Origin of the sequence: Micromonospora pallida, from assembly GCF_900090325.1 — a bacterium.
GTDB classification, from domain to species: Bacteria; Actinomycetota; Actinomycetes; order Mycobacteriales; family Micromonosporaceae; genus Micromonospora; species Micromonospora pallida.
Window position 1 is genome coordinate 3,200,212 of sequence record NZ_FMHW01000002.1, and the last position, 20,987, is coordinate 3,221,198.

The 20,987-nt window shown below is 68.8% G+C and carries 16 protein-coding genes; 10 read left to right on the forward strand and 6 right to left on the reverse strand.

From position 1 onward, the window contains the following. The first annotated feature begins 66 nt into the window (after positions 1-66). Entirely contained in the window at positions 67-1,002 is a 936-nt protein-coding gene (locus GA0074692_RS12775) for a LysR family transcriptional regulator (RefSeq protein WP_091643942.1), read from the forward strand. 179 nt (positions 1,003-1,181) lie between these two features. Continuing rightward, complete coding sequence (locus tag GA0074692_RS12780) at positions 1,182-1,874, forward strand: acyl-CoA-like ligand-binding transcription factor (RefSeq protein ID WP_176738432.1); 693 nt, start codon at positions 1,182-1,184, stop codon at positions 1,872-1,874. Positions 1,875-1,951: 77 nt separating this feature from the next. Here GA0074692_RS12780 and katG read toward each other — a convergent pair whose 3' ends face one another. From katG to GA0074692_RS12795, 3 genes are all read right to left on the reverse strand, one after another. Further along, positions 1,952-4,228, reverse strand: a complete 2,277-nt coding sequence (gene katG / locus GA0074692_RS12785; protein ID WP_091643946.1) for a catalase/peroxidase HPI — start codon at positions 4,226-4,228, stop codon at positions 1,952-1,954. Beyond that, the gene (locus tag GA0074692_RS12790) at positions 4,225-4,680 is read right to left on the reverse strand and encodes a Fur family transcriptional regulator (RefSeq protein ID WP_091643949.1); all 456 of its coding nucleotides are present in this window, start codon (positions 4,678-4,680) and stop codon (positions 4,225-4,227) included. Before GA0074692_RS12790 ends, katG begins: the two co-directional genes overlap by 4 nt. 159 nt (positions 4,681-4,839) lie before the next feature. Then, positions 4,840-5,373, reverse strand: coding sequence for a DUF6624 domain-containing protein (locus GA0074692_RS12795; protein WP_091643952.1), 534 nt, complete (start codon positions 5,371-5,373; stop codon positions 4,840-4,842). 576 nt (positions 5,374-5,949) lie between these two features. Between GA0074692_RS12795 and GA0074692_RS12800 the strand changes: the two genes are divergently transcribed. The 3 genes from GA0074692_RS12800 (at position 5,950) to GA0074692_RS12810 (ending at position 13,138) form a co-directional block, all read left to right on the forward strand. Further along, entirely contained in the window at positions 5,950-10,350 is a 4,401-nt protein-coding gene (locus GA0074692_RS12800) for a S8 family serine peptidase (protein WP_091643955.1), read from the forward strand. A gap of 169 nt (positions 10,351-10,519) precedes the next feature. Next, on the forward strand, positions 10,520-11,200 hold the full coding sequence (locus tag GA0074692_RS12805) for a hypothetical protein (protein ID WP_091643958.1): 681 nt from the start codon (positions 10,520-10,522) through the stop codon (positions 11,198-11,200). A gap of 1,002 nt (positions 11,201-12,202) precedes the next feature. Further along, positions 12,203-13,138 carry a hypothetical protein gene (locus GA0074692_RS12810; protein WP_091643963.1) on the forward strand — a complete coding sequence of 312 codons (936 nt, stop codon included), beginning with the start codon at positions 12,203-12,205 and terminating at the stop codon, positions 13,136-13,138. A gap of 129 nt (positions 13,139-13,267) precedes the next feature. Here the strand turns inward: GA0074692_RS12810 and GA0074692_RS12815 are convergent, their stop codons facing one another. Then, positions 13,268-13,816: a hypothetical protein gene (locus tag GA0074692_RS12815; RefSeq protein ID WP_091653356.1), complete on the reverse strand. Its 549-nt coding sequence runs from the start codon at positions 13,814-13,816 to the stop codon at positions 13,268-13,270. Between the two features lie 51 nt (positions 13,817-13,867). Further along, complete coding sequence (locus tag GA0074692_RS12820; protein WP_091643967.1) at positions 13,868-14,833, reverse strand: helix-turn-helix transcriptional regulator; 966 nt, start codon at positions 14,831-14,833, stop codon at positions 13,868-13,870. An 88-nt stretch (positions 14,834-14,921) separates the two neighbouring features. On the opposite strand from GA0074692_RS12820, the gene GA0074692_RS12825 reads away from it, so the two are divergent. Then, positions 14,922-15,746 carry an SDR family oxidoreductase gene (locus GA0074692_RS12825; protein ID WP_091643970.1) on the forward strand — a complete coding sequence of 275 codons (825 nt, stop codon included), beginning with the start codon at positions 14,922-14,924 and terminating at the stop codon, positions 15,744-15,746. Between the two features lie 5 nt (positions 15,747-15,751). On the opposite strand, the gene GA0074692_RS12830 is transcribed toward GA0074692_RS12825, so the two are convergent. After that, positions 15,752-15,937, reverse strand: a complete 186-nt coding sequence (locus tag GA0074692_RS12830; protein WP_091643973.1) for a hypothetical protein — start codon at positions 15,935-15,937, stop codon at positions 15,752-15,754. A 346-nt stretch (positions 15,938-16,283) separates the two neighbouring features. Between GA0074692_RS12830 and GA0074692_RS12835 the strand changes: the two genes are divergently transcribed. From GA0074692_RS12835 to GA0074692_RS12850, 4 genes are all read left to right on the forward strand, one after another. Continuing rightward, positions 16,284-17,225 carry a carbohydrate ABC transporter permease gene (locus GA0074692_RS12835; protein WP_091643976.1) on the forward strand — a complete coding sequence of 314 codons (942 nt, stop codon included), beginning with the start codon at positions 16,284-16,286 and terminating at the stop codon, positions 17,223-17,225. Continuing rightward, positions 17,222-18,043, forward strand: a complete 822-nt coding sequence (locus GA0074692_RS12840; RefSeq protein WP_091643981.1) for a carbohydrate ABC transporter permease — start codon at positions 17,222-17,224, stop codon at positions 18,041-18,043. Before GA0074692_RS12835 ends, GA0074692_RS12840 begins: the two co-directional genes overlap by 4 nt. 82 nt (positions 18,044-18,125) lie before the next feature. Beyond that, the gene (locus tag GA0074692_RS12845; protein WP_141725262.1) at positions 18,126-19,394 is read left to right on the forward strand and encodes an ABC transporter substrate-binding protein; all 1,269 of its coding nucleotides are present in this window, start codon (positions 18,126-18,128) and stop codon (positions 19,392-19,394) included. A gap of 161 nt (positions 19,395-19,555) precedes the next feature. After that, positions 19,556-20,545: a LacI family DNA-binding transcriptional regulator gene (locus GA0074692_RS12850; protein WP_176738433.1), complete on the forward strand. Its 990-nt coding sequence runs from the start codon at positions 19,556-19,558 to the stop codon at positions 20,543-20,545. Positions 20,546-20,987 lie beyond the last annotated feature (442 nt).

Here is a 20,987-nt window from a genome sequence, read left to right on the forward strand (position 1 = left end):
ATCGCCAGTAACATTGATTTCCTCTATAGGAAATCCTGATGACACAACCGCACCGGAGGGCCACAGGTGGAGACTCGCTGGCTGGAGACCTTCGTCGCCGTGGCGGACCGGCGCGGTTTCGCCGCGGCCGCCGCCGAGCTGGGCGTGTCCCAGCCCACCGTGAGCGCCCAGATCGCCGCCCTGGAGAAGGAGTTCGGGGTGGCGCTCTTCGACCGCGACCGTCGCCCCATCGGCCTCACCGACCGGGGTCGCGCGCTGCTGGTCCACGCCCACGCGATCCTCGGCGAGATCGAGTCGGCACGAGGCAACGTCAGCGAGTCGATCGGGCGCCGGCGGGGCGACGTACGCCTGGGCACGTACCCGAGCGCGACGGCCGGCTACATCCCCGAGCTGTTGAAGGCCTTCCGGGCGGTGTATCCGCTGATCCGGGTCCGGCTCGTCGAGCTGGGCGGCGCCCACCTGCACGACGCGGCGGCCCGGGGCGATGTCCAGCTCTTCCTCCGCCAGACGACGCCGCCGCTGTCGGAGACGGTCTTCCGCAGTCACCCGATGTGGCGGGAGAAGTTCAAGGTGTTAACGCCCGCCTACCACCCACTGGCCAGATCCGACGAGCCGCTGGCGCCCGCCCAGCTCCTCAAGCATCCGCTCATCATGACCGGCCGGTACGACACGGACAGCCTCCAGACCCACCCGCTCTGGTTCTCGCTCCGGCAACCGCCCCCGCTGGCGTACCAGGTGAGCAACCCCCAGTCGCTCGTCGCGCTGGTCAGCGCCGGCCTCGGTGTCGGGGTCACCACCCAACTGGCCATGGACGTGTCCCGCACCGACAACCTGCACGTCCGCGACATCGATCATCCCGACGCCGTCCGGGACGTCCGGGTGTGGTGGCCACGGCAACGGCGCCTGCCGCTCCCCGCCCAGACCCTGCTCCAGTTCATGACCGACACCGCCGGCGTCCCCTACAACACCCTCGACACGCGCAAGGAACCACGGCCCGTGTGAGTCGGCCGACTTCCTGCCCTCCACCGCCGCGCCGTCCAAGTCGACGTCAAGCCCACTGCCGGGCGGCATTTCCCGCTCACTGCGCCGACCACCATAGTCAGGCCAAAACAGAAACGCCGCGATCAGTGTCGGGCACAACGAGGCGGATTGCCGCCTTGATCGGTCGGGCGTACCCTCCTGTGGCCGATGACGCGAGACGTGGCCAGGCACGGGGCAACGCGGCGATCGTCAGCCCGGAAGAAAGGCAACTCAGCGTGACCAACGTCGATGCCAATACCTCGCTGCGAGCCCGCAAGACGCTGCACACCAAGCGCCTCTTGCGGCAGCAGGCACTGCGTCTGTTCCGGGCCCGCGGGTACGAGGCCACGACGGTCGAGGAGATAGCAGCGGCTGCCAAAGTGTCAGATCGGACTTTCTTCCGCTACTTCACGAACAAGGAAGCGGTCCTCCTCAACGACAACTACGAGCCGGCTCTGCGCGCTGCCCTGGAACAGTTGCCTACCGACCGGCACCCGCTCGAGACGGTCCTGCTTCTGGTGCGGTCCGCCCTCGGCGTGATCCAGGACGACGACCCGGACGAGCTCTTCGACCGGGCGCGGCTCACCCTGCTGACACCAGCGCTGCGCAGCGCGCTGATGGACGACGTGATCCGCAACGAGCGGCGTCTAGCGGTCGCGATCTCACGCGCGACCGGGCTCGCCCCCGACACGTTCTCCGTGCGGTCGGCAGCGGCGGCGTGTGTCGGCGCGATTCGGGTCGCCTACGAGCAGTGGGTGGCCGAGGAGGGACGGACTTCGCTCCTCGACCTCATGGAGGAGGCGCTCCGGCCGCTGGCGGACGGGCTCGCGTTCGCCGGGCACCGCGCAGGCTGAGCGCGGACGGCACCAACGACGGACGAGCCCCGGTCGATCGCTGGTGGATCGACCGGGACTCGTCGGTTGGGGTCGGATCAGGCGAGATCGAACCGGTCGAGCTCCATGACCTTGGTCCAGGCCGCGACGAAGTCGGTGACGAACTTGTCGCGCGCGTCCTCGCTGGCGTAGACCTCGGCGAGGGCCCGGAGCTGGGAGTTGGAGCCGAAGATGAGGTCGACCGCGGTGGCGGTCCACTTCACCTCGTCGGTGGCCAGGTCCCGGATCTCGTACACGTGCTCCTCGGACTCCGACGCCTTCCACCGGGTGCCCGGGGAGAGCAGGTTGGCGAAGAAGTCGTTGGTGAGCGCACCGGGCCGGTCGGTGAGGACGCCGTGCGACGTGCCGCCGACGTTGTTCCCGAGGGCCCGCAGACCGCCGACGAGGACGGTCATCTCGGGCGCGGTCAGGTTGAGCATGTAGGCCCGGTCGACGAGCAGCACCTCCGGCTGGGTCTTCTCGCCGGGACGCAGGTAGTTGCGGAACCCGTCAGCGCGCGGCTCGAGGACCCGGAACGACTCGACGTCGGTCTGCTCCTGGGTGGCGTCGGTGCGGCCCGCGCGGAACGGCACGGTCACCTCGACGCCGGCGTCCCGCGCCGCCTGCTCGACGGCGGCCGAGCCGGCCAGCACGATCAGGTCGGCGAGCGAGATCTTCGCGCCGCCGGCGGAGTTGAACTCCCGCTGGATGCCCTCGAGGGTCGCCAGGACCGTCGCGAGCTGCTCGGGCTGGTTGACCGCCCAGCTACGCTGCGGCTCGAGCCGGATCCGCGCGCCGTTGGCGCCGCCGCGCTTGTCGGTGGACCGGTAGCTGGCGGCCGAGGCCCAGGCGGTGGAGACCAGCTGGGCGGTGGTGAGGCCGGACTCCAGGACCTTCGCCTTGAGGGCGGCGATGTCGGCGTCACCCACGAGCTCGTGGTCGACGGCGGGCACCGGGTCCTGCCACAGCTGCGCCTCGGGCACCCACGGTCCGAGGAAGCGGTCGACCGGACCCATGTCGCGGTGCAGCAGCTTGTACCAGGCCTTGGCGAAGGCCAGCGCGAACTCGTCGGGGTTCTCCAGGAAGCGGCGCGAGATCTTCTCGTACGCCGGGTCGACGCGCAGCGACAGGTCGGTCGTGAGCATCGTCGGCTTGTGCTTCTTCGCCGGGTCGTGGGCGTCCGGGATGATCGCCTCGGCGTCCTTGGCGACCCACTGCTTCGCGCCGCCGGGGCTCGTGGTGAGCTCCCACTCGTAGCCGAAGAGGATCTCGAAGAAGCGGTTGCTCCACTGCGTCGGCTTGTCGGTCCACGTCACCTCGAGCCCGCTGGTGATCGTGTCCCCACCCTTGCCGCTGCCGTGGGTGCTCAGCCAGCCCAGGCCCTGCGCCTCCAGCGGGGCGCCCTCGGGCTCGGCGCCCACGTGGTCGTCGGCGACGCCGGCACCGTGGGTCTTGCCGAAGGTGTGGCCACCGGCGATGAGGGCGACGGTCTCCTCGTCATTCATCGCCATCCGGGCGAAGGTCTCGCGGATGAAGTGCGCCGCCGCGGCCGGGTCCGCGTTGCCGCGGGGGCCCTCCGGGTTGACGTAGATGAGACCCATCTCGGTCGCCCCGACGTCGGTCGCCATCTCCTTCTCGGAGACGTAGCGCTCGTCGCCGAGCCAGGTGTCCTCCGGGCCCCAGAAGATCTCCTCGGGCTCCCAGACGTCCTCCCGGCCGAAGCCGAAGCCGAAGGTCTTGAAGCCCATCGACTCGAGGGCGACGTTGCCGGCGAGCACGAGCAGGTCGGCCCAGGAGATCTTCTGGCCGTACTTCTGCTTGACCGGCCAGAGCAGTCGGCGGGCCTTGTCGAGGTTGGCGTTGTCCGGCCAGCTGTTGAGCGGGGCGAACCGCTGACCACCGTCGCCGGCGCCGCCGCGACCGTCGTGGATGCGGTAGGTGCCCGCGGCGTGCCAGCTCAGCCGGATCATCAGGCCGCCGTAGTGACCGAAGTCGGCCGGCCACCAGTCCTGCGAGGTGGTGAGGACCGCGGTGATGTCCCGCTTGAGGGCCTCGACGTCGAGCTTGGCGAACTCGTTGGCGTAGCTGAAGCTCTCCCCCAGCGGGTTGCCCTTGGACGAGTGGGCATGCAGCACCGAGAGGTCGAGCTGGTTGGGCCACCAGTCCCGGTTGGTACGCGGACGACCGCCGGTCTTCGAGGTCGGCGAGTCGATCGCCGGGTTCTCGCTCTCGCTGCCGTGCGCGGTCACCGAGTCGTGCGCGACCGGGCAGCCAGCCGCCGCCTTCTGGTCCACGCCCTGCGCGCTGGCGGGGGCGTTGTCCTGGGTGTCGCTCATCTACTTCCTTCCGAACTGACGGGATCACTGTGCGTGCGTTCGGCCGTACAGCCGGGGCAGGTGCCCCAGTAGACGACCTCCGCCTCGTCGACCGTGAAACCGTGGTCGTCGGAGGCGGTGAGACAGGGAGCATGGCCGACCGCGCAGTCGACGTCGGCGATCGCGCCGCAGGAGCGGCACACGACGTGGTGGTGGTTGTCCCCCACCCGGGTCTCGTACCGGGCGGTCGCACCGGCCGGCTGGATGCGCCGCACCAGGCCGGCGTCGGTGAGCGCCCGCAGTACGTCGTACACCGCCTGGTGGGAGACCGTGGGCTGCTCCGCCCGGACCAGCGCGATCACCGAGTCGGTGTCGATGTGCGGGTGGTCGCGCAGCGCGGCGAGCACCGCCAGTCGGGGCCGCGTCACGCGCAACGAGACCGCCCGCAGCTGGGTCTCGAAGTCGGCCGTCATGTGACGAACATAGTCCACTCTTCTGGAATGAATCAAGTTTTGCCGCGACTCGACCCACGTGTCTTCGGCCGGGCTTCTCCGGGCTGCCCGACGAGCGCATCCGCGACGGGCACGGCGGCCGGGCCGGGAAGGTTGACCGTGGTGCCGCTGGCCGGTGCCTCAGTCCCGGTCCTGGTCGGGGAACTCGCCCTGGCGCATGAGCGTCGCGTACTCGGCGAACGGCCCGAGCCCGACACTCCGGCGCCGCTCGTCGAGGCGTTCGGGGTCCTCGATCGGCTGCGGCTGGAGCGGCCCCCTGCCGTCCGGTCCGCCCCAGAACTGCGTGCCGTACAGCTGAGGCCGGTCTTCGGCCCGGCGGACCCGGTCGGTCAGGTACGCCAGGTGCGACGGTTGCGCCTCGCCGTCTCGCACCGCCTGCTCGAGCAGGCTCAGACAACGGCGCTGAAACTCCGGGTCGAGGTCGGCGTGCTGCGCGAGCAACCAGGCGGCGGTCGAGGCGTCGGCACCCACCTCACTGCGCCGGGGCCACCCGCATCGGTCAAGGACCGTGCGGAACCACGCCGTGTTGTCGGTGTCGACCTCGCGTACCCGGGCCCAGACGTCACCAGTCGCCGGACCGGCCACCTCGGACCGCGCCCGCTGGTCGCGGTCCATCCGCTCGATCAACTCGGCTGCGAGCTCGCCATGTCCCATCCGGTCAGGATCCCCCGCTCACCGCCCTCGGCACCAGCGCAGGCGGCCCCTCTCGCGGATCGCGTCAAACCTGTTCGTCGCCGTGTTCACGACGGTCGTGAGCCCTGAACGCCCAGCAGATCCGAATCGACAAGTCCACAAGAGACAACGGGGGCCAAGGCCGGTTCGCGATCACGCCAAACACAAAGGCGACAAACCGGATTAACCACAGCCAGGGCATACCGGTCTGCCGAATAGGCACCCGCCTCAGATGCCGCCCGATTCAACCCAGAAATGGGCGTAACGCCGCCAGGTCAGCAGCCGATCATCGATGCACATGGGCGCTCCGCCCTGCGGACTTGGGCGTTTTGCTCCCAGACAGCCGCCGATGTCCTCTCGGCCTTCGAAGGTTTTACCTGCGTACATATTGATCAGCGACCATCCTGATCATAGTGTCAGTCCGGGCCGCTGACGTAGATCCGCAGTGCGCCCGGGCACGGAGGGTTCGCCCTTCCCCGCACACCCGGGGAAGGTCCTCTTTGCTCTCTCCAGCATGGCTCGATCTACTCAGGATCGTTCTTTTAGGAGAAAGCACGCATGTCAAAACCTGTAAACCCACGACACCTCGCGAGATCACTGGTCAGTACCGGTGCGGCGCTGGTGCTCACCATCTCGGGGTTGGCCGCGACTGGATCCGGCGCGGCGGCCGCGCCCGGTGAATCGTCCTCAGTAGAGGCCAAAGTTCGATCGGAGCTTACCAAGCAGTTCGAGGCCAAGGAAGAGTCGGACTTCTGGGTCCGCTTCGGCCCGCGCGCGGACCTGAGCAAGGCCAGCGCGATCAAGGACTGGAACGAGCGCGGCACCGCCGTCGCGGCGGCCCTCAAGAAGACGGCCGCGGAGAGCCAGTCGAAGGTCCGCGACAAGCTCGACAAGGCCGGCGTCAAGTACGAGACCTTCTGGGCGACCAACGCCATCAAGGTGAGCAGCGGGTCGAAGACCATGGCCCAGGACTTCGCCGCGCACGACGAGGTCGAGGGCCTGTATGCCCCGGTCAGCTACGAGGTACCCAAGGTTACCGAGGGCACCGACCAGATGGCGACCAACGCGGTCGAGTGGGGCATCGCCAACATCAACGCCGACGACGTCTGGTCCCAGTACGGCGCCAAGGGCGCCGGCATCACGGTCGCCAACATCGACACCGGTGTGCAGTTCAACCACCCGGCGCTGGTGAACTCCTACCGGGGCAACAACGGCGACGGCACGTTCGACCACAACTACAACTGGTTCGACGCGGCCGGGAAGTGCGCCACCGCCCCCTGCGACACCAACGGCCACGGCACGCACACCATGGGCACGATGGCCGGCCACGCCGACGCCAACCAGATCGGCGTCGCGCCTGAGGTCACCTGGATCGCGGCCAACGGCTGCTGCCCCACCGACGCGGCGCTCGTCTCGTCCGGTGAGTGGATGCTCGAGCCGACCGACCTCAACGGCCAGAACCCGGACGCGAGCAAGCGGCCGAACATCATCAACAACTCCTGGGGAACCACGGCGCCCTCGAACGCCCCCTTCATGGAGGACATCACGCTGGCCTGGGAGGCGTCGGGCATCTTCGGCACCTGGTCCAACGGGAACAACGGTTCCGCGTGCCAGACCAGTGGGTCGCCGGGTAGCCGGATCGCCAACTACTCCGTCGGCGCGTACGACGTGAACAACAACATCGCCAGCTTCTCCAGCCGGGGTGCCGGGCAGGACGGCGAGATCAAGCCGAACATCGCCGCGCCCGGTGTGAACGTCCGGTCGAGCCTCCCGGGCAGCACTTACGGCAGCTACAACGGCACCTCGATGGCCGCACCGCACCTGGCCGGCACGATCGCGCTGCTCTGGTCGGCGGCGCCGGCGCTGGTCGGCGAGGTCACGGCTACCCGTGCGCTGCTCGACGGATCGGCAGTCGACACGCCGGCCAGCCAGTGCGGCGGCACCGACGACGACAACAACGTGTTCGGTGAGGGTCGGCTGGACGCGCTCGCGCTGTTCAACACCGCCCCGATCGGCGACACCGGCACCCTCGCCGGCAAGGTGACCAACTCGGCCACCGGTCAGCCGATCGGCGGCGCCAGCGTCGCCCTGACCGGTCCGGCGAACCGCACGCTGACCACCGGCGCCGACGGCACGTACTCCGTGCTGCTGCCGATCGGCGACTACCAGGCCACCGTGACGGCGTTTGGCTACGGCAGCAAGACCGTCCCGGCGACGATCACCACCGACGCGACCACGACGACCAACGTGGCCCTCACCCCGGTGCCCAGCGTCACGGTCAGCGGCCAGGTCAAGGACGGTTCCGGACACGGCTGGCCGCTCTACGCGAAGGTGACCGTGGTCGGCGTCTCCGGCGTCTCCGACTACACCACGCCCGCGAACGGTCAGTACAGCCTCACCCTGCCGGCCGATGCGACGTACAAGCTGACGGTGGAGGCCCAGTACCCGGGCTACCAGACCGTGACCAAGGACGTCGTGGTCGGCACGGGCAACACCACCGCCAACGTCGACGTGCCGGTGAAGAGCGACTCCTGCTCCCTCGCGCCCGGCTACCGGAACGGCTCGGACGGGGTCTACGAGACCTTCGACGGCACGACGGCGCCGGCCGGCTGGACGGTGGTCGACCACATCAACAGTGGGTTCACCTGGCAGTTCACCGACCCGGGCGGCCGCGGCAACCTGACCGGTGGTACGGGTAACTTCGCCATCATCGACAGCGACGAGCACGGCAGCGGCAAGCAGCAGAACACCTCGCTGATCAGCCCGATCGTCGACCTGACCGACGTCACCGCGCCGAAGATCCGCTTCAACCAGGACTTCAACCACCTTGGCGGTGAGAACGCCGACGTCGACCTCAGCATCGACGGCGGTGCCACCTGGACGACCGTGCTGCGGCAGACGGCGGACGTCCGCGGGCCGAAGGTGACCGAGGTGGCGATCCCGCAGGCCGCCGGCCAGGCGCAGGTCCGGGTCCGGTTCCACTACCACGTCGGCTCGTACGACTGGTGGTGGGCGGTGGACAACGTCCTGATCGGTACCCAGGTCCTCTGCCAGCCGGTCGAGGGTGGCCTGGTCGTCGGCCACGTCCAGGACAAGAACACCGACGGCTACATCAACGGTGCCACCGTGACCAGCGACGACCGGGCGGCGGAGACGGCCACCACCGTGGCCACGCCGGACGACACCGAGCTCGCGGACGGCTTCTACTGGATGTTCTCGTCGCTGACCGGGGCCCACCCGTTCACGGCCAAGGCGGGCAACTACAAGAGCCAGCAGAAGTCGATCGACGTCGAGGCCGACTCGGCGACCGCGGCGAACTTCCAGCTCGGCGCCGGCAAGCTGTCGGTGACGCCGACCACGGTGACCGGCACGCTCCAGATGCCCAACGGCAAGGCCACCAAGTCCTTCACCGTGACCAACACCGGCGACTCGCCGGTCGAGGTGACGTTCGGTGAGCAGGACGGTGGGTTCGAGCTCCAGCGTGCCGACGGGACGCGGATCAACCAGCAGCAGATCCTCGGCATGGCCGGCGCTGAGCTGGTGCGGTCGACCGCCCCGACGTCCTTCGCGGCCACCGCGAAGACGGGAACCGCGGCGGCGCCGTCGGTGACCGGCCCGCAGGCCGCGCCGTGGACCGACATCGCCGACTACCCGAGCAACGTCATGGACAACGCGGTGGTCACCCTCGGCGGCAAGGTGTACTCGATCGGCGGCGGCAACGGATCTGCCTCGTCGACGAAGAACTACGTCTACGACCCGGCCACCCTGGCCTGGACGGCGATCGCCGACCTGCCCGCAGCGCGTAACGCCATGACGGTGGGCGTCGTCGGTGGCAAGATCATCGCCACCGGCGGCTGGGGAGCCTCCGGCCCGGACGCCGCCACCTGGTCGTACGACCCGGCGACGAACGCGTGGTCCACGGTGGCCGCCAACCCGGCGCCGCGGGCGGCTGCCGGCGCGGCGGTGGTCGGCGGCAAGCTGCTGGCGATCGGTGGCTGCACCACCTCCAGCTGCACGCCGATGGCGAAGAACGTCGTCGCCTACGACCCGGCCAGCAACAGCTGGGCGGCGCTGCCGGACTACCCGGTGTCGGTCGCCTTCGCCTCCTGCGGCGGCATCGACGGCGTGGTGTACTGCACCGGCGGCAACGACGGTTCGAACCCGCAGAAGGTCAGCTACTCCCTGAACCCGAACGGTGGCAGCTGGACCCCGATCGCCGACGCGCCGGCGACGAGCTGGGCGAGCTCGCACGCGGCGGCCAACGGCAAGCTGATCGTCGTCGGTGGCTCGCAGAACGGCGCGATCACCAACGCCGGTTTCGCCTACGACCCGGCCGCCAACACCTGGTCGCCGCTGCCGAACGCCAACACCGCCCGGTACCGTGGCGGCGCGGCGTGCGGGTTCTACAAGGTGGGCGGCTCCTCGGGCAGCTTCACGGCCACCCCGGACAGCGAGGCGCTGCCCGGCTTCGAGAACTGCGCCGCGGCTGCCGCCGACGTCAGCTGGATGACGATCGACAAGACGGAGGCCACCCTGGCCCCCGGCCAGTCGGTCAAGGTCAACGTCGGGATGACCGCGAACGTCGACCAGCCGGGGACCTACTCCGGGTCGGTCGTGATCGGGGAGAACAGCCCCTACACCGTTCCCCCGGTCAGCGTCACCATGGTGGCGCAGCCGCCGAAGACCTGGTCGAAGCTGACCGGTACGGTCACCGGCACCAGCTGCCAGGGCGCCACGGCGCCGCTCGCGGGAGCGACCGTGCAGGTGGACTCGGCGGTGTCGTCGTACACCTTCAAGACCGACAACGCGGGCAAGTACGCCTACTGGATGGACCGGAAGAACAACCCGCTGACGGTGATCGCCGCGAAGGACGGCTTCAAGCCGCAGACCCGCCAGAGCCGGCTCGTCGCCAACACGCCGACGGTGGAGGACTTCAACCTCTCCGCCACCGGCTGCTGACGCCTAGCGTCGGCTGACGAAGTCCGGCCCCGCCTGGTTCCGACCGGGCGGGGCCGGACCCGTTCCGGCCGTCGGGACCGAGCCCGTGAATACCGCACGGCACCCAGCGCATCACCCTCCACCGAACCGCAGGCGATCGAGTCGCCGCCGGCCGGCGTAGGGTCGCCCGGTGACCGTGTACGACATCGCCGCCAGACTGCCCACCATCGACGTGCTACGGGAGCGTTGCAGGGCACTGGCCGTGTTGGCACGCATCCTCGACGACGGGGTGCCCTACTACGACTACACCCCGACCTGGGGCAAGGACGATGCAGCGCTGATGAGCAACGGCAGCGGTGACGAGTGGGCCGTCGTGTTCACCGCAGACGGCGCGTTCATCCGGGTCTTCGACCACGAGTCGACGATGTCGCCCTACGGCGATCCGGACGCCGAGTTATGGCCAGGCCTGATCGACGGCATCCCGGCGGCGTTGCATCCACAGTTGGCAGAGCCCGCTTTCTGCGATGAGGAGGGGCAGTTCATCGCCACTGCTGTGCTGTGGCGGCTGGCCGGTGACGACCGCTGGCGCGCCGGCGAAGGCATCGCTTTCCCGCCGCTGCGCGGACCGTACGACGACATCGGGCCGGACGGGTCCGGCATGCTCGAGATCCTGCTCGACGACATCGTCGACCGGTTCGTCGCATTCGCCAGCGACTACTACGAGATCGAGGTGGACCGGGCGCTGGTCGAGCACGTCGTCGCCCAACAGCCGCTCACCGACGCCGTGATCCGGGCCCTGAACCCGCACCTCACCCTCGCCGAGCTGCACGAGGATGTCGCCACCATCGGTTACCCGATCGCTGCGACGTAGCGGCACCCTCGGCAGGCCGAGCGCCTGGCTCCCCCGACGAGATGCGTACGGAAGCATCGGCGGAAGAGGGCCGGCTGGGTTCAGATTCCGAAGCCGCCGGTGCCAGTCGTGCCCGTCGTACGCGGGGCGGTGCTGGCGCAGTTCCATGCCGTCCGGGTCGAGTGCGTCGAGCCGTTCCCACTGCTCGGTGCAGTAGAGGAACAGTGGCACCCGCTCCGGCGCGGCGGGCAGGTGGCCGGCGTCGACGGCGGCCGGGCCGCCGCCCGAGCGAGGGCGGCGACGAACCAGGGCGCGCCACCTCGGCCATCGACACCACGTGCTCGTCGCGCGTGGCACAGCAGCCGGGCGACGGGGTGTACGCGACGGTACATGTTCCCGCGACTCAGCCGTCTGCACAGCACTCGTGCGGCGAGGCGGGCCGGAACGCCGGTGCCCTGGGTGGCCGGGCGCTCGACCCAGCCGGGTCGGTCGTCCACCATCGTCCCAGTATTCCCCGATGCAGTGGACGACGGACGCAGCGAGCGGGCCACTAGTGAACGAGCCTCTTCGTCTGCCCTTCGCCCAAGGGTCGACCTCGGGAGCCGGTGGTGGACGTTGCGACGGCTGCCGCGGTGCTTCATGATCTGGTTCATGCGTGACGTGAAGGGCGGTTGCCGCCCCGTCCGATGAGCGGGCCAGCGCCGATGGATGGATCGGCTGATCTGGTACGGCAGCCCGGCATCTGCTGGCCCGCGCCGTCGATTCTCTTCCCGATCTCCGACCGGTACCCGCAGTCGGATCCCTGGCCTGTCGTGGCTGAGGTCGCGGTGGTTGCCCTCGGTGACCCGGTGATCGTGTCCGGCGTACCTGGGCGACTTCGACCCCGAGTTGCGCGCCGACGAACAACTCCTACAGCTCGCCCGGGCGGCCCGCGCCCAGATCACCGCCATCCCCGCCTGAAGTGCCAACGCGGCAGTCGGAAGCCGTCCACCCAGACAAACCCCCACAAAGGAGAACACCCCCGTGCCTAAGACCAGACATGAGCGTGACCAGGAAAGCCTGCGCCGGCGGCTGGAGACCCTCCGGCTCCCGGTCTCGCCGCTGCGCCACGCCGGCTTGTTGATCCCCGACCGGACCGACCCGCAATGGGAGCGGACACCCGAGACGGTCGGTGTCGGCCCGGACAATCGGGCCCTCGCCGTCTGGGCCAGCAGGGTGCAACCCCAACGGCGTCTGGTCACCGTGCATGACGGAAGCCGACAGCCGGTCCAGTCCGTGCAGCTCGACGGGTGCAGCCAACCTCGGTTCGTGCAGCCCTTACCCGGCGACCGCATCCTGCTCGTGCGCTCCCGGAACCGCGATGGCGCCAACGCGGAGATAAGGACCCCCGACGGACGACGTGAGCGCCACGGTGACCTCGGCGACGCGATCGGTCACCTGCTGACCACGCCCACCGGCGCGATCTGGGCCGGCTACTTCGACGAGGCCATGGCCGGTCGTGGTCCCCAGACACACGGACTCGCCCGCTTCACCGCAGCCCTCGAACCGGACTGGCTCTACCCGCAGCGACCGGCAATGCCGGAGATCTTCGACTGCTACGCCCTCAATCTCGCCGACGAGACGGCATGGACCTGCGCCGACACCCAGTTCCACCTCGTCTCCGTCACCGGCGGCAGGCCAACTGACCACGGCCCGGCCCCCTACCGCAGCGCACACGCCCTGCTGACCGACGGCACCCGCGGCGCGCTCATCTCCGGTTACGGACCCGCGTACGACCTGGTGACTCCGTTCCAGCTCGATGCCACAGCGGTGACACCCGCCGGCCAGCCGACCCGGCTCGTCCTGCCCGACGGCCTGGAGGTACGCGGGGCTCGTACCTTCTGTCGCGGCCCGGAACTCCACGTCATCATCGGATCCTCCTGGTACCAAACCGATCTTGGGCTTTTGGGCCGGCGATAGGCTCGCCGCCAAGCCTCGGTGCCGCCGGGCCACGTGTGAGGCTCGCGGCGGCGATGGGGACTCCGGAGGAGAGAGTCACGACCGACTCGGTGAGGATGTCGCCGTATCCGTGCGGGTCGCCGTCCGCGGCTATGCCGTTCGGCTCGGGGTCGGCGAGCTGTCGAGCAGGGCGCCCAGTCGGTCGGCGGACTCGTCGGTCAGCAGGTAGACGCCCTGGAGACTGACGGCGCGTTCGAGACGGCCGTCCACGACGTACTTCAGGGTGCGCGTCTCTCCGCGTCGGTTGCGCCAGGTCAGCTCGCCGAGCAGGTCGCCGGGGACCGCGACGTCGAAGCGGACCGGCGTCGCGTCGACGTGCACCGGACTCGCCCCGCATCCGCCGGCACCGAGCATCGCCCAGGCGTCGTGCCCCGGATAGGCCGGGTCACGCCAGGTTGCTGGGGCCGGGCCGCAACAGTCACGCCGCTGCTTGTCGACGACCCGGAGGCGGCTCACCAGGTAGACCACACACCGGTTGACATGCAGTGCGAAGACCGTGTCGCCGACACCGACGCTGGTCCAACTGGGCAGGGACTGGTGCACCCCGCTGAACGCCACCGTGGGCCGTTGGCCGACGCGGTGCCGGCGGAGTTCCCGGCAGACGTCCTGGGTCCACAAGGCGGTGAAGGCATCCGACATGGCCGTGAGCATAGAAGCGAGCACCGACAGGCCCGGTCCCGTCACGACCGGTCACGGGTGCTCCTGAGTGCCGGCGGTGAGACGTCGCCCCCAGTTGCGCATGTACTCGATGGCTTCCGGTGGTCCGTGCACGACGACCGGGGCTTCGAGTGCTCCAATGCAGAAGGTGGCCCAACCGAGGGAATCGGCTTCGATGTGCACCCGGCACGACATGTCATCGATAGGCTCCACGGTCCCGTAGTGCGCGATCTCGTCCCTCACCCGCTCAGCGGGGGCCTGGACCGTGGCATGAACGGAATACCTGCCGGGCATCGATCTGATCTGCGCGCGCACGTACTCCACGGGGTCGTCCGCAGGGAGCTGGCGTGGGGCGAACCTCTTCCCGGTACGGCGTGGGCCGTCGATCCGGTCGGCACGGAAGACGCGCCAGTCGCCCCGGCCGAGGTCCCAGGCGACGAGGTAGAGACGGCTCTCGACGCTGACGATCCGGTACGGGTCGATCGTCCGGTTGGCGACCTGACCGGTTCGCGTCCGGTAGGTGAACTCCAGCGTCTCGGCATCTCGGCAGGCCAGGGCAACGGTCGTCAACGAGGCGACATCGGTGATGGCGGCAGACTGCTCGGTGCCCTGCGCTGGGACGGCGACGGCTCGGAGGCTGTCGATGCGGCGCCGGATACGCACGGGAAGCACCTGGACGATCTTGGCCAGGGCGCTGAGCGCGGCATCCCCGGACGTCGGGTAGGCGCCGGAGGCGATCTCCTTGAGCCCCATGACGACGGCGGCAGCCTCCTCCTCACTGAGCACCAGGGGCGGGAGGGAGGCACCTGGGCTGAGCTGGTAGCCACCGCCGGTGCCTCTCGTCGTGGTGATCGGATACCCGAGCTCTTGCAGGCCGTCGACGTCACGGCGAAGCGTGCGCTGACTGACACCGAGTCGACGGGCGAGTTCGTCGCCGGGCCAATGACGCCGGCTCTGAAGCAGTCCGAGGAGTTCGAGGACTCGGGTGCTGCTCGACATGACTCGACTCTAGCGGCACTTGTGGCCACATTTCGGCCACAAGGGTGGTGAGGATGGGGAGTGCCATGGAACCGAAAGGACCTACGACATGCGCATCCTCGTCACCGGAGCAACCGGCCAGGTCGGGCGTCACCTCGTCGCTCACCTTCACGAGGCCGGGCACGACGTCCGAGCACTCACCCGCAACCCCGCAAGGGCCGAGCTACCGCCCGGCGTCCGGGCGGTAGCAGGCGACCTGACCGACACCACCACGCTCGGACCCGCCTTCGAAGGAGTCGAGGGGGTTCACCTGATCACCTTCGGCGGCGATGGCTCCGAAGATCTGACCAACGGCTCGGAGATCATCGACCTCGCCGAGCGCCATGGCGTCGGTCGGGCCACCGTACTCGGTGGCTGGGCTCCCACCAGCATCGAAAGCGCCCTCATGGCCAGCAGCATCAGCTGGAGCATCCTGCAACCCGTGGAGTTCATGGGCAATGCCCTCGAATGGGCCGAGGAGATCCGCGCCAAGCGCACCGTCTCCATGCTCGCCGCCTACCCCAGCGCGATGGTGCACGAAGCGGACATCGCCAGCGTCGCCGCGACTGCGCTCACCCACGATGGTCACGGGGGACGGACCTACCCGCTCACCGGACCAGAAGCGCTCACCCCACGGGACCGAACCCGGATTCTCGCCGAAACCACCGGTCAGGACATCGCCTTCGTGCAACTCACCGAGGACGGCGAACGTGCTCGGCTGCGAGGTTACGGCTACGACGACGACTACGTGGAGTTCGGAATCCAGTTGGCCACCAACCCTCCCGATGTCGCCGGGGTGGTTCTGCCCACCGTCGAGGACGTCACCGGGCATCCCGCTCGAACCTTCGCCCAGTGGGCACAGGAACACTCCGGGCAGTTCCGCACCACGCTCTGACGTCGTCAGCGTAGACGGCAGAGCCAGTAAGCATCTCCGTCGTGCCGGACCACAGCTCCGTCTGGCTGTCGGACGCAGACCGCTGTGCCCTCGATCCATACCTGCTCGCCAGCGCGGAGGAACAGCGGTCGCGGAAGCTCGACCACCCAGTCGTCGGCCACGATCGTGGTGGCGAGGGTCAGTCGGGTCATCGGTAGGGGGTCGGTCCGGACTTCTCCGGAGCCATCGCCTCGGCTGCGTCCCATCCGCACAGGTTACCGACATACGTCGCCTTCTTGCCATGAACCAGACCCGACCGCCCGGACAGACCGTGACGGGACCGCCGAACCGGTCGACGGGGCCGTACGCCGCCCATCAGGACCCGGATCGGCCTACTCCGGTGCAGGCCGGGACCGTCGTGCGGCCGGCGCTGCCCTCGGCCCCGTTGTGACCGGCAGCACCAAGAGTCCGTCCCTCCCGTGCAAGACGCATGCCGGTCGCGGAAGCACAGTTACACGGGTGTCAAGCGCAATGCCGAGTCTCACGAAAGTCGGGGACATGAACGACCTGGCTAGTACCGCGGCCAAGCCGGCCGCCTCCGCCACGGCCGACGGCCGACCGCCGGCGACCCGGCGCAAGCGCCGGTCGTGGCTGTGGCTGTTCATGCTGCCGGCGGCGGTGCCCTACCTGTTCGTGGTGGTGCTACCGAGCCTGCAGGGCACCGGCTACGCGTTCACCGACTGGGACGGTCTGAATCCGGACTGGTCGTTCGTGGGGCTGGACAACTTCGCGCGGTTGCTCGACGACCCACACGCGATGCGGGCCCTGCGGAACACCCTCGCGCTCGTGGTCACCATCACGCTGCTGGAGAACGGGATCGGGCTCCTCCTGGCGCTCGCCCTCAACGGCCGGTTGAAGAGCAAGAACCTGCTCCGCCTCATCTTCTTCATGCCGGTCGTGGTGATCTCCGTCGTGGTCGCGTTCCTCTGGCAGTTCATCTACACGCCGGACGGTCCGATCAACGAGGTGTTGCGTGCCGTCGGGCTGGCCGACCTGGCCAGCAACTGGCTGGGCGACCCGTCGCTGGCCCTCTGGGCGATCGCGATCATCGTCGTCTGGCAGTTCTCCGGGTACTCCATGGTCATCTTCCTCGCCGGCCTACAGGCGGTGCCCGCCGAGCAGTTGGAGGCGGCGGCGCTGGACGGCGCGGGCGCGTGGCCGAGGTTCTGGCACATCGTCCGGCCACTGCTAGCTCCTGCCATCACGGTCAACCTGGTGCTGTCCCTGGTTCGAGGGTTCATGATCTTCGACCAGATCTGGGTGACCACGCAGGGCGGTCCGGCCCAGTCGACCGACTCACTGTCGACGCTGCTGTACCGCAACGCCTTCCAGTACGGGGAGTTCGGCTACAGCGCCGCGCTGGCGGTCGTGCTGACCCTGTTCATCGGCGTGGTCGCCGTCGTCCAGTACCGTTTCCTGCTGCGCGGGGGTGACAAGTGAACCGCTACACCTGGCGGAGCGCGTCCCTGGAGAGCGTGATGTTCATGGTCGCGCTGCTCTTCCTCTTCCCCATCTACATTCTGATCAACCTGGCCATCCGGCCGGCCGACGACCTGTCGTCGCCGGTGGCGCCGACGAAGAGTCCGACGTTCCTCAACTTCGTCGACGCCTGGAACCAGGCCAGCATCGGCGGCGCGATGGCCAACAGCATGATCATCACGGTGGTCAGCGTGGCGTTGTTGGTGCTGCTCTCCTCGCTCGCCGCGTACCCGCTGGCCCGGCTCACCTCGAAATGGTCCAGCCTCGCGTTCTACGGATTCATGGTCGGCCTGCTGGTGCCGTTCCAGTTGGGGCTGATTCCGCTCTACAAGATGATGCGCGACATCGGGCTGCTGGGCAGCATCCTGCCGCTGATCATCATCTACGTCGGGCTGCGCATCCCGTTCTCGCTCTTCCTCTACGTGCAGTTCCTCCGGCAGATCCCGTTGGACTACGAGGAGGCCGCGGCGATCGACGGGTGCTCCCCGGCCCGGGCGTTCTTTCGGGTGGTCTTCCCCCTGCTGCGTCCGGTGACCGGCACGGTGGTCATCCTGAACGGGTTGTTCATCTGGAACGACTTCCTCAAGCCGCTGCTCTACCTGAGCGGCACCAGCAACCAGACCCTCCCGGTGGCGATCTACACCTTCGTCGGCGAGTACGAGTCCCAGTGGGAACTCATCTTCGCCGCCCTGATCCTGGGCGCGCTGCCGGTGCTGATCGCCTTCTTCTTCCTCCAGAAATCACTTATCCAAGGGTTCTCCAGCGGAGTCAAGGGTTGACCCGAATCGCCGCCCACCGGCCCCGTTCCCGCAACGGGCTCCGCGCAGGCGTCCAGTTACGAAAGGCATCGAGGTGAGAGACGTGTCTCGACGGCTCACAAGTGGCATCGCGGCAGTCGGTGCGGTGGCGCTGATGTTGACCGGGTGCAGCACCGACGCCGGCTCCTCCAGTCAGTCCAGCGACAAGCTGACCATCGCCTGGAAGGGCTCGGAGAAGCTCGGCATCGACGCGGTGGTCGAGCAGTACAAGAAGGACTTCCCTGACCGTGAGGTGGTCGTGACGACCGCCGACGTGGAGCAGTACCAGGCGACACTGCGTACCCAGATCAGCGCCGGCACCGCCGCGGACGTGGTCTTCGTCTGGCCGGGTGACGGCAACCCGGGCGCGATCCGCCAGATCGCGCCGGGCGGCTTCCTCGAGGACCTCTCCGACCACGACTGGGTGCAGAAGTACCCGGCGTCGCTGAAGCCCCTCACCGAGGTCGACGGCAAGACCTACCTGATGGCGCCCACGGTGACCGCGTTCGGCCCGTTCTACAACGAGGCCGCCCTCAAGGAGACGGGCGCGACCGCGCCGAAGGTCTGGGACGAGGTCATTCCCTTCTGCAAGGCCGTGAAGGCTGCCGGCAAGTCCGCGTACGCGTTGGGCGCGGCGGCGCTGAACAACACGCAGAACCCGCTGTACTCGCTGGTTCCCTCGCTGGTCTACGGCGCCGACCGCGACTTCGACGAGAAGCTGAAGAGCGGGCAGACCTCGTTCGCGAAGAACGAGGGCTGGCAGCAGTCGATGCGGAAGTACGAGGAGATGGCGAAGGCGGGCTGCTTCGGCGAGAACGCCACCGGCACCACGACCGACCAGCAGATCCAGCTGGTGGCGTCGGGCAAGTCCGTCGGTATGTTCACGATCGCCTACCAGTTGGGCGCCCTGCACAAGGCCGCGCCGAACGCCAAGTTCGTCTTCACGCCCCTCACCGGCGGCAACGACCCCAACAACCTGCTGCTGGCCGCCTCCAGCGCCGGTGGCGCGGCGGTGAACGCCAAGGCCAAGAACAAGAAGCTCGCGCTCGAGTTCGTCGACTACCTGGCGTCGCCGAAGGTCATGAAGATCTACAACGACGCGTTGATGGGGGCCGTTCCGTCGATCTCGACGGGGGAGGCGGCCAGCGACGAGAACCGTGCGGTCATCACTGAGTATCTCGAGGCCGGCAAGACGGTGCCGTTCCTGAACCAGAACTGGCCCAACGCCCGGGTCGAGCAGGCCATGTACGCGGCGATCCAGGCCATGCTCGCGGGTGAGGGCTCGTCCGCCGACGTGCTCGCGGCAATGGACGCGGAGTACAAGCGCCAGTAGTCACCCCCGTTGTCGCGCAGGCCTCCGGCATCCGGTGGCCTGCGCGACAGCGGCTGTCGAAGTCTCGGTAACCCGCGACGGCCTGATAGAACCATGGTGCTGCCGGACGCTTGGTGGAAGTGGACATGGTGGCGGGACCCGACCATCGAAAGGACGAGGAGATGGCTGGCGACGCGAGCCTCCCCGGACCGCGGCCGGGGCGCCGGGTGACGAGCGCGGACGTCGCACGGGCCTCCGGAGTGTCCCGGGCCACGGTCAGCTACGTACTGAACAATGTGGCCAACAAGTCGGTCTCGGAGAGCACCCGGCAGCTCGTCCTGGCCACCGCGCAACGGCTCGGCCACATCCCGTACGCGCCGGCCAGGTCGCTGCGGCTGGGCCGCAGCGACATCGTCCTGGCGCTGGTCCGGGACCTCACGTACGGCTACATCCACGACCGGGTGCTCGAGGTGCTGGACGTGGCCCTGGCGCGACGCGGCTTCGTGTTGTTGATACACCGGTACTCCGAACAGGTGCGCCCGTTGTCGGAGCTGTGGCCGATGGTCGCCCCGGCGCTGGTGGTGTCGATGGGTGGCCTCTCGGTCCCGGAGATGTCCTCCATCCAGGACTCCCGGGCCAAGCTCGTCGGTGTTCAGGGCCTGTTCCCGCACGAGCGCGCGGGCGAGATGCAGGTCGAGTACCTGCACTCGCGGGGCCACCGCCGGATCGGCTACGCCTTCCCGGCGAACCCCAGCGTCGAACTCATCGCCGCCGAACGGTTGGCCGGAGCCCGGCGCGCCTGTGCCCGGCTGGGCATCCCGGAGCCGGTGCTCCAGGAAGTGGACCTGAACGACGGCGACACGGTGTTCGCCGCCCTGGACGCCTGGGCCGCCGCGCCGGAGGCGATCACCGGGGTGTGTGCGCACAACGACGACATCGCCCTCATGCTCTCGTCCGGTCTGACCGCCCGTGGACTGCGGGCCGGAACGGACCTGGCCGTCATCGGAGTCGACAACATACCGCTCGCCCGGATCGGCATCACCACCGTCGAGATCAACGCGGACGCCTTCGCCGACCAGATCGTGCAGTCGGTGCTCGACACGTTGGACGACCGTGTCGCGGAGCCCAAGCAGCGGGAACTGCTCCGGCTCATCGTCCGCGACTCCGCATAGCCCGACACCCGCGCCCTCCCCCACCGCCGCCCGGAGAGCCCGCTCCCCACGTTCCTGGCGCCTCAGCCACACGACCCGCCGCCCATTCCACCGCCGCCGGCCATGAGTCGCCAGCCCATCGGTGGCCGTAAGTGTGGTCACGAATGCTGACGGTAGTGGTTGATCTCGACTGCGGGAGTCTCCGCCGCAGAGCCGCAGCGCGGAGCAAAGTTCCTGGTTGCAGGCAGGTTACACGTGTAGACCTCGCGAGATTACACGTGTAACTTCCCCGGTAGGTCTTGAAGGAGGTAGAAAGTGCAACCTCAATCGGCCGCCACCACCGGTTCACAGTCTGTTCGCGGATCCACGCCAGGCTCCACCGGCTCGACGGCGACTCAGGCAACCAGGTACCCGTTCCCAGCGGCCCAGCCCGGCGCCTCCCCGACGGCGGACAGCCGCCCGG

What these genes read in the sequence shown, in the direction of transcription:
- katG (WP_091643946.1), bottom strand. Translation starts at nt 4,228, where the DNA reads ATGAGCGACACCCAGGACAACGCCCCCGCCAGCGCGCAGGGCGTGGAC.
- GA0074692_RS12790 (WP_091643949.1), bottom strand. Translation starts at nt 4,680, where the DNA reads ATGACGGCCGACTTCGAGACCCAGCTGCGGGCGGTCTCGTTGCGCGTG.
- GA0074692_RS12795 (WP_091643952.1), bottom strand. Translation starts at nt 5,373, where the DNA reads ATGGGACATGGCGAGCTCGCAGCCGAGTTGATCGAGCGGATGGACCGC.
- GA0074692_RS12800 (WP_091643955.1), top strand. Translation starts at nt 5,950, where the DNA reads ATGTCAAAACCTGTAAACCCACGACACCTCGCGAGATCACTGGTCAGT.
- GA0074692_RS12815 (WP_091653356.1), bottom strand. Translation starts at nt 13,816, where the DNA reads ATGTCGGATGCCTTCACCGCCTTGTGGACCCAGGACGTCTGCCGGGAA.
- GA0074692_RS12820 (WP_091643967.1), bottom strand. Translation starts at nt 14,833, where the DNA reads ATGTCGAGCAGCACCCGAGTCCTCGAACTCCTCGGACTGCTTCAGAGC.
- GA0074692_RS12825 (WP_091643970.1), top strand. Translation starts at nt 14,922, where the DNA reads ATGCGCATCCTCGTCACCGGAGCAACCGGCCAGGTCGGGCGTCACCTC.
- GA0074692_RS12830 (WP_091643973.1), bottom strand. Translation starts at nt 15,937, where the DNA reads ATGACCCGACTGACCCTCGCCACCACGATCGTGGCCGACGACTGGGTG.
- GA0074692_RS12835 (WP_091643976.1), top strand. Translation starts at nt 16,284, where the DNA reads ATGAACGACCTGGCTAGTACCGCGGCCAAGCCGGCCGCCTCCGCCACG.
- GA0074692_RS12850 (WP_176738433.1), top strand. Translation starts at nt 19,556, where the DNA reads ATGGCTGGCGACGCGAGCCTCCCCGGACCGCGGCCGGGGCGCCGGGTG.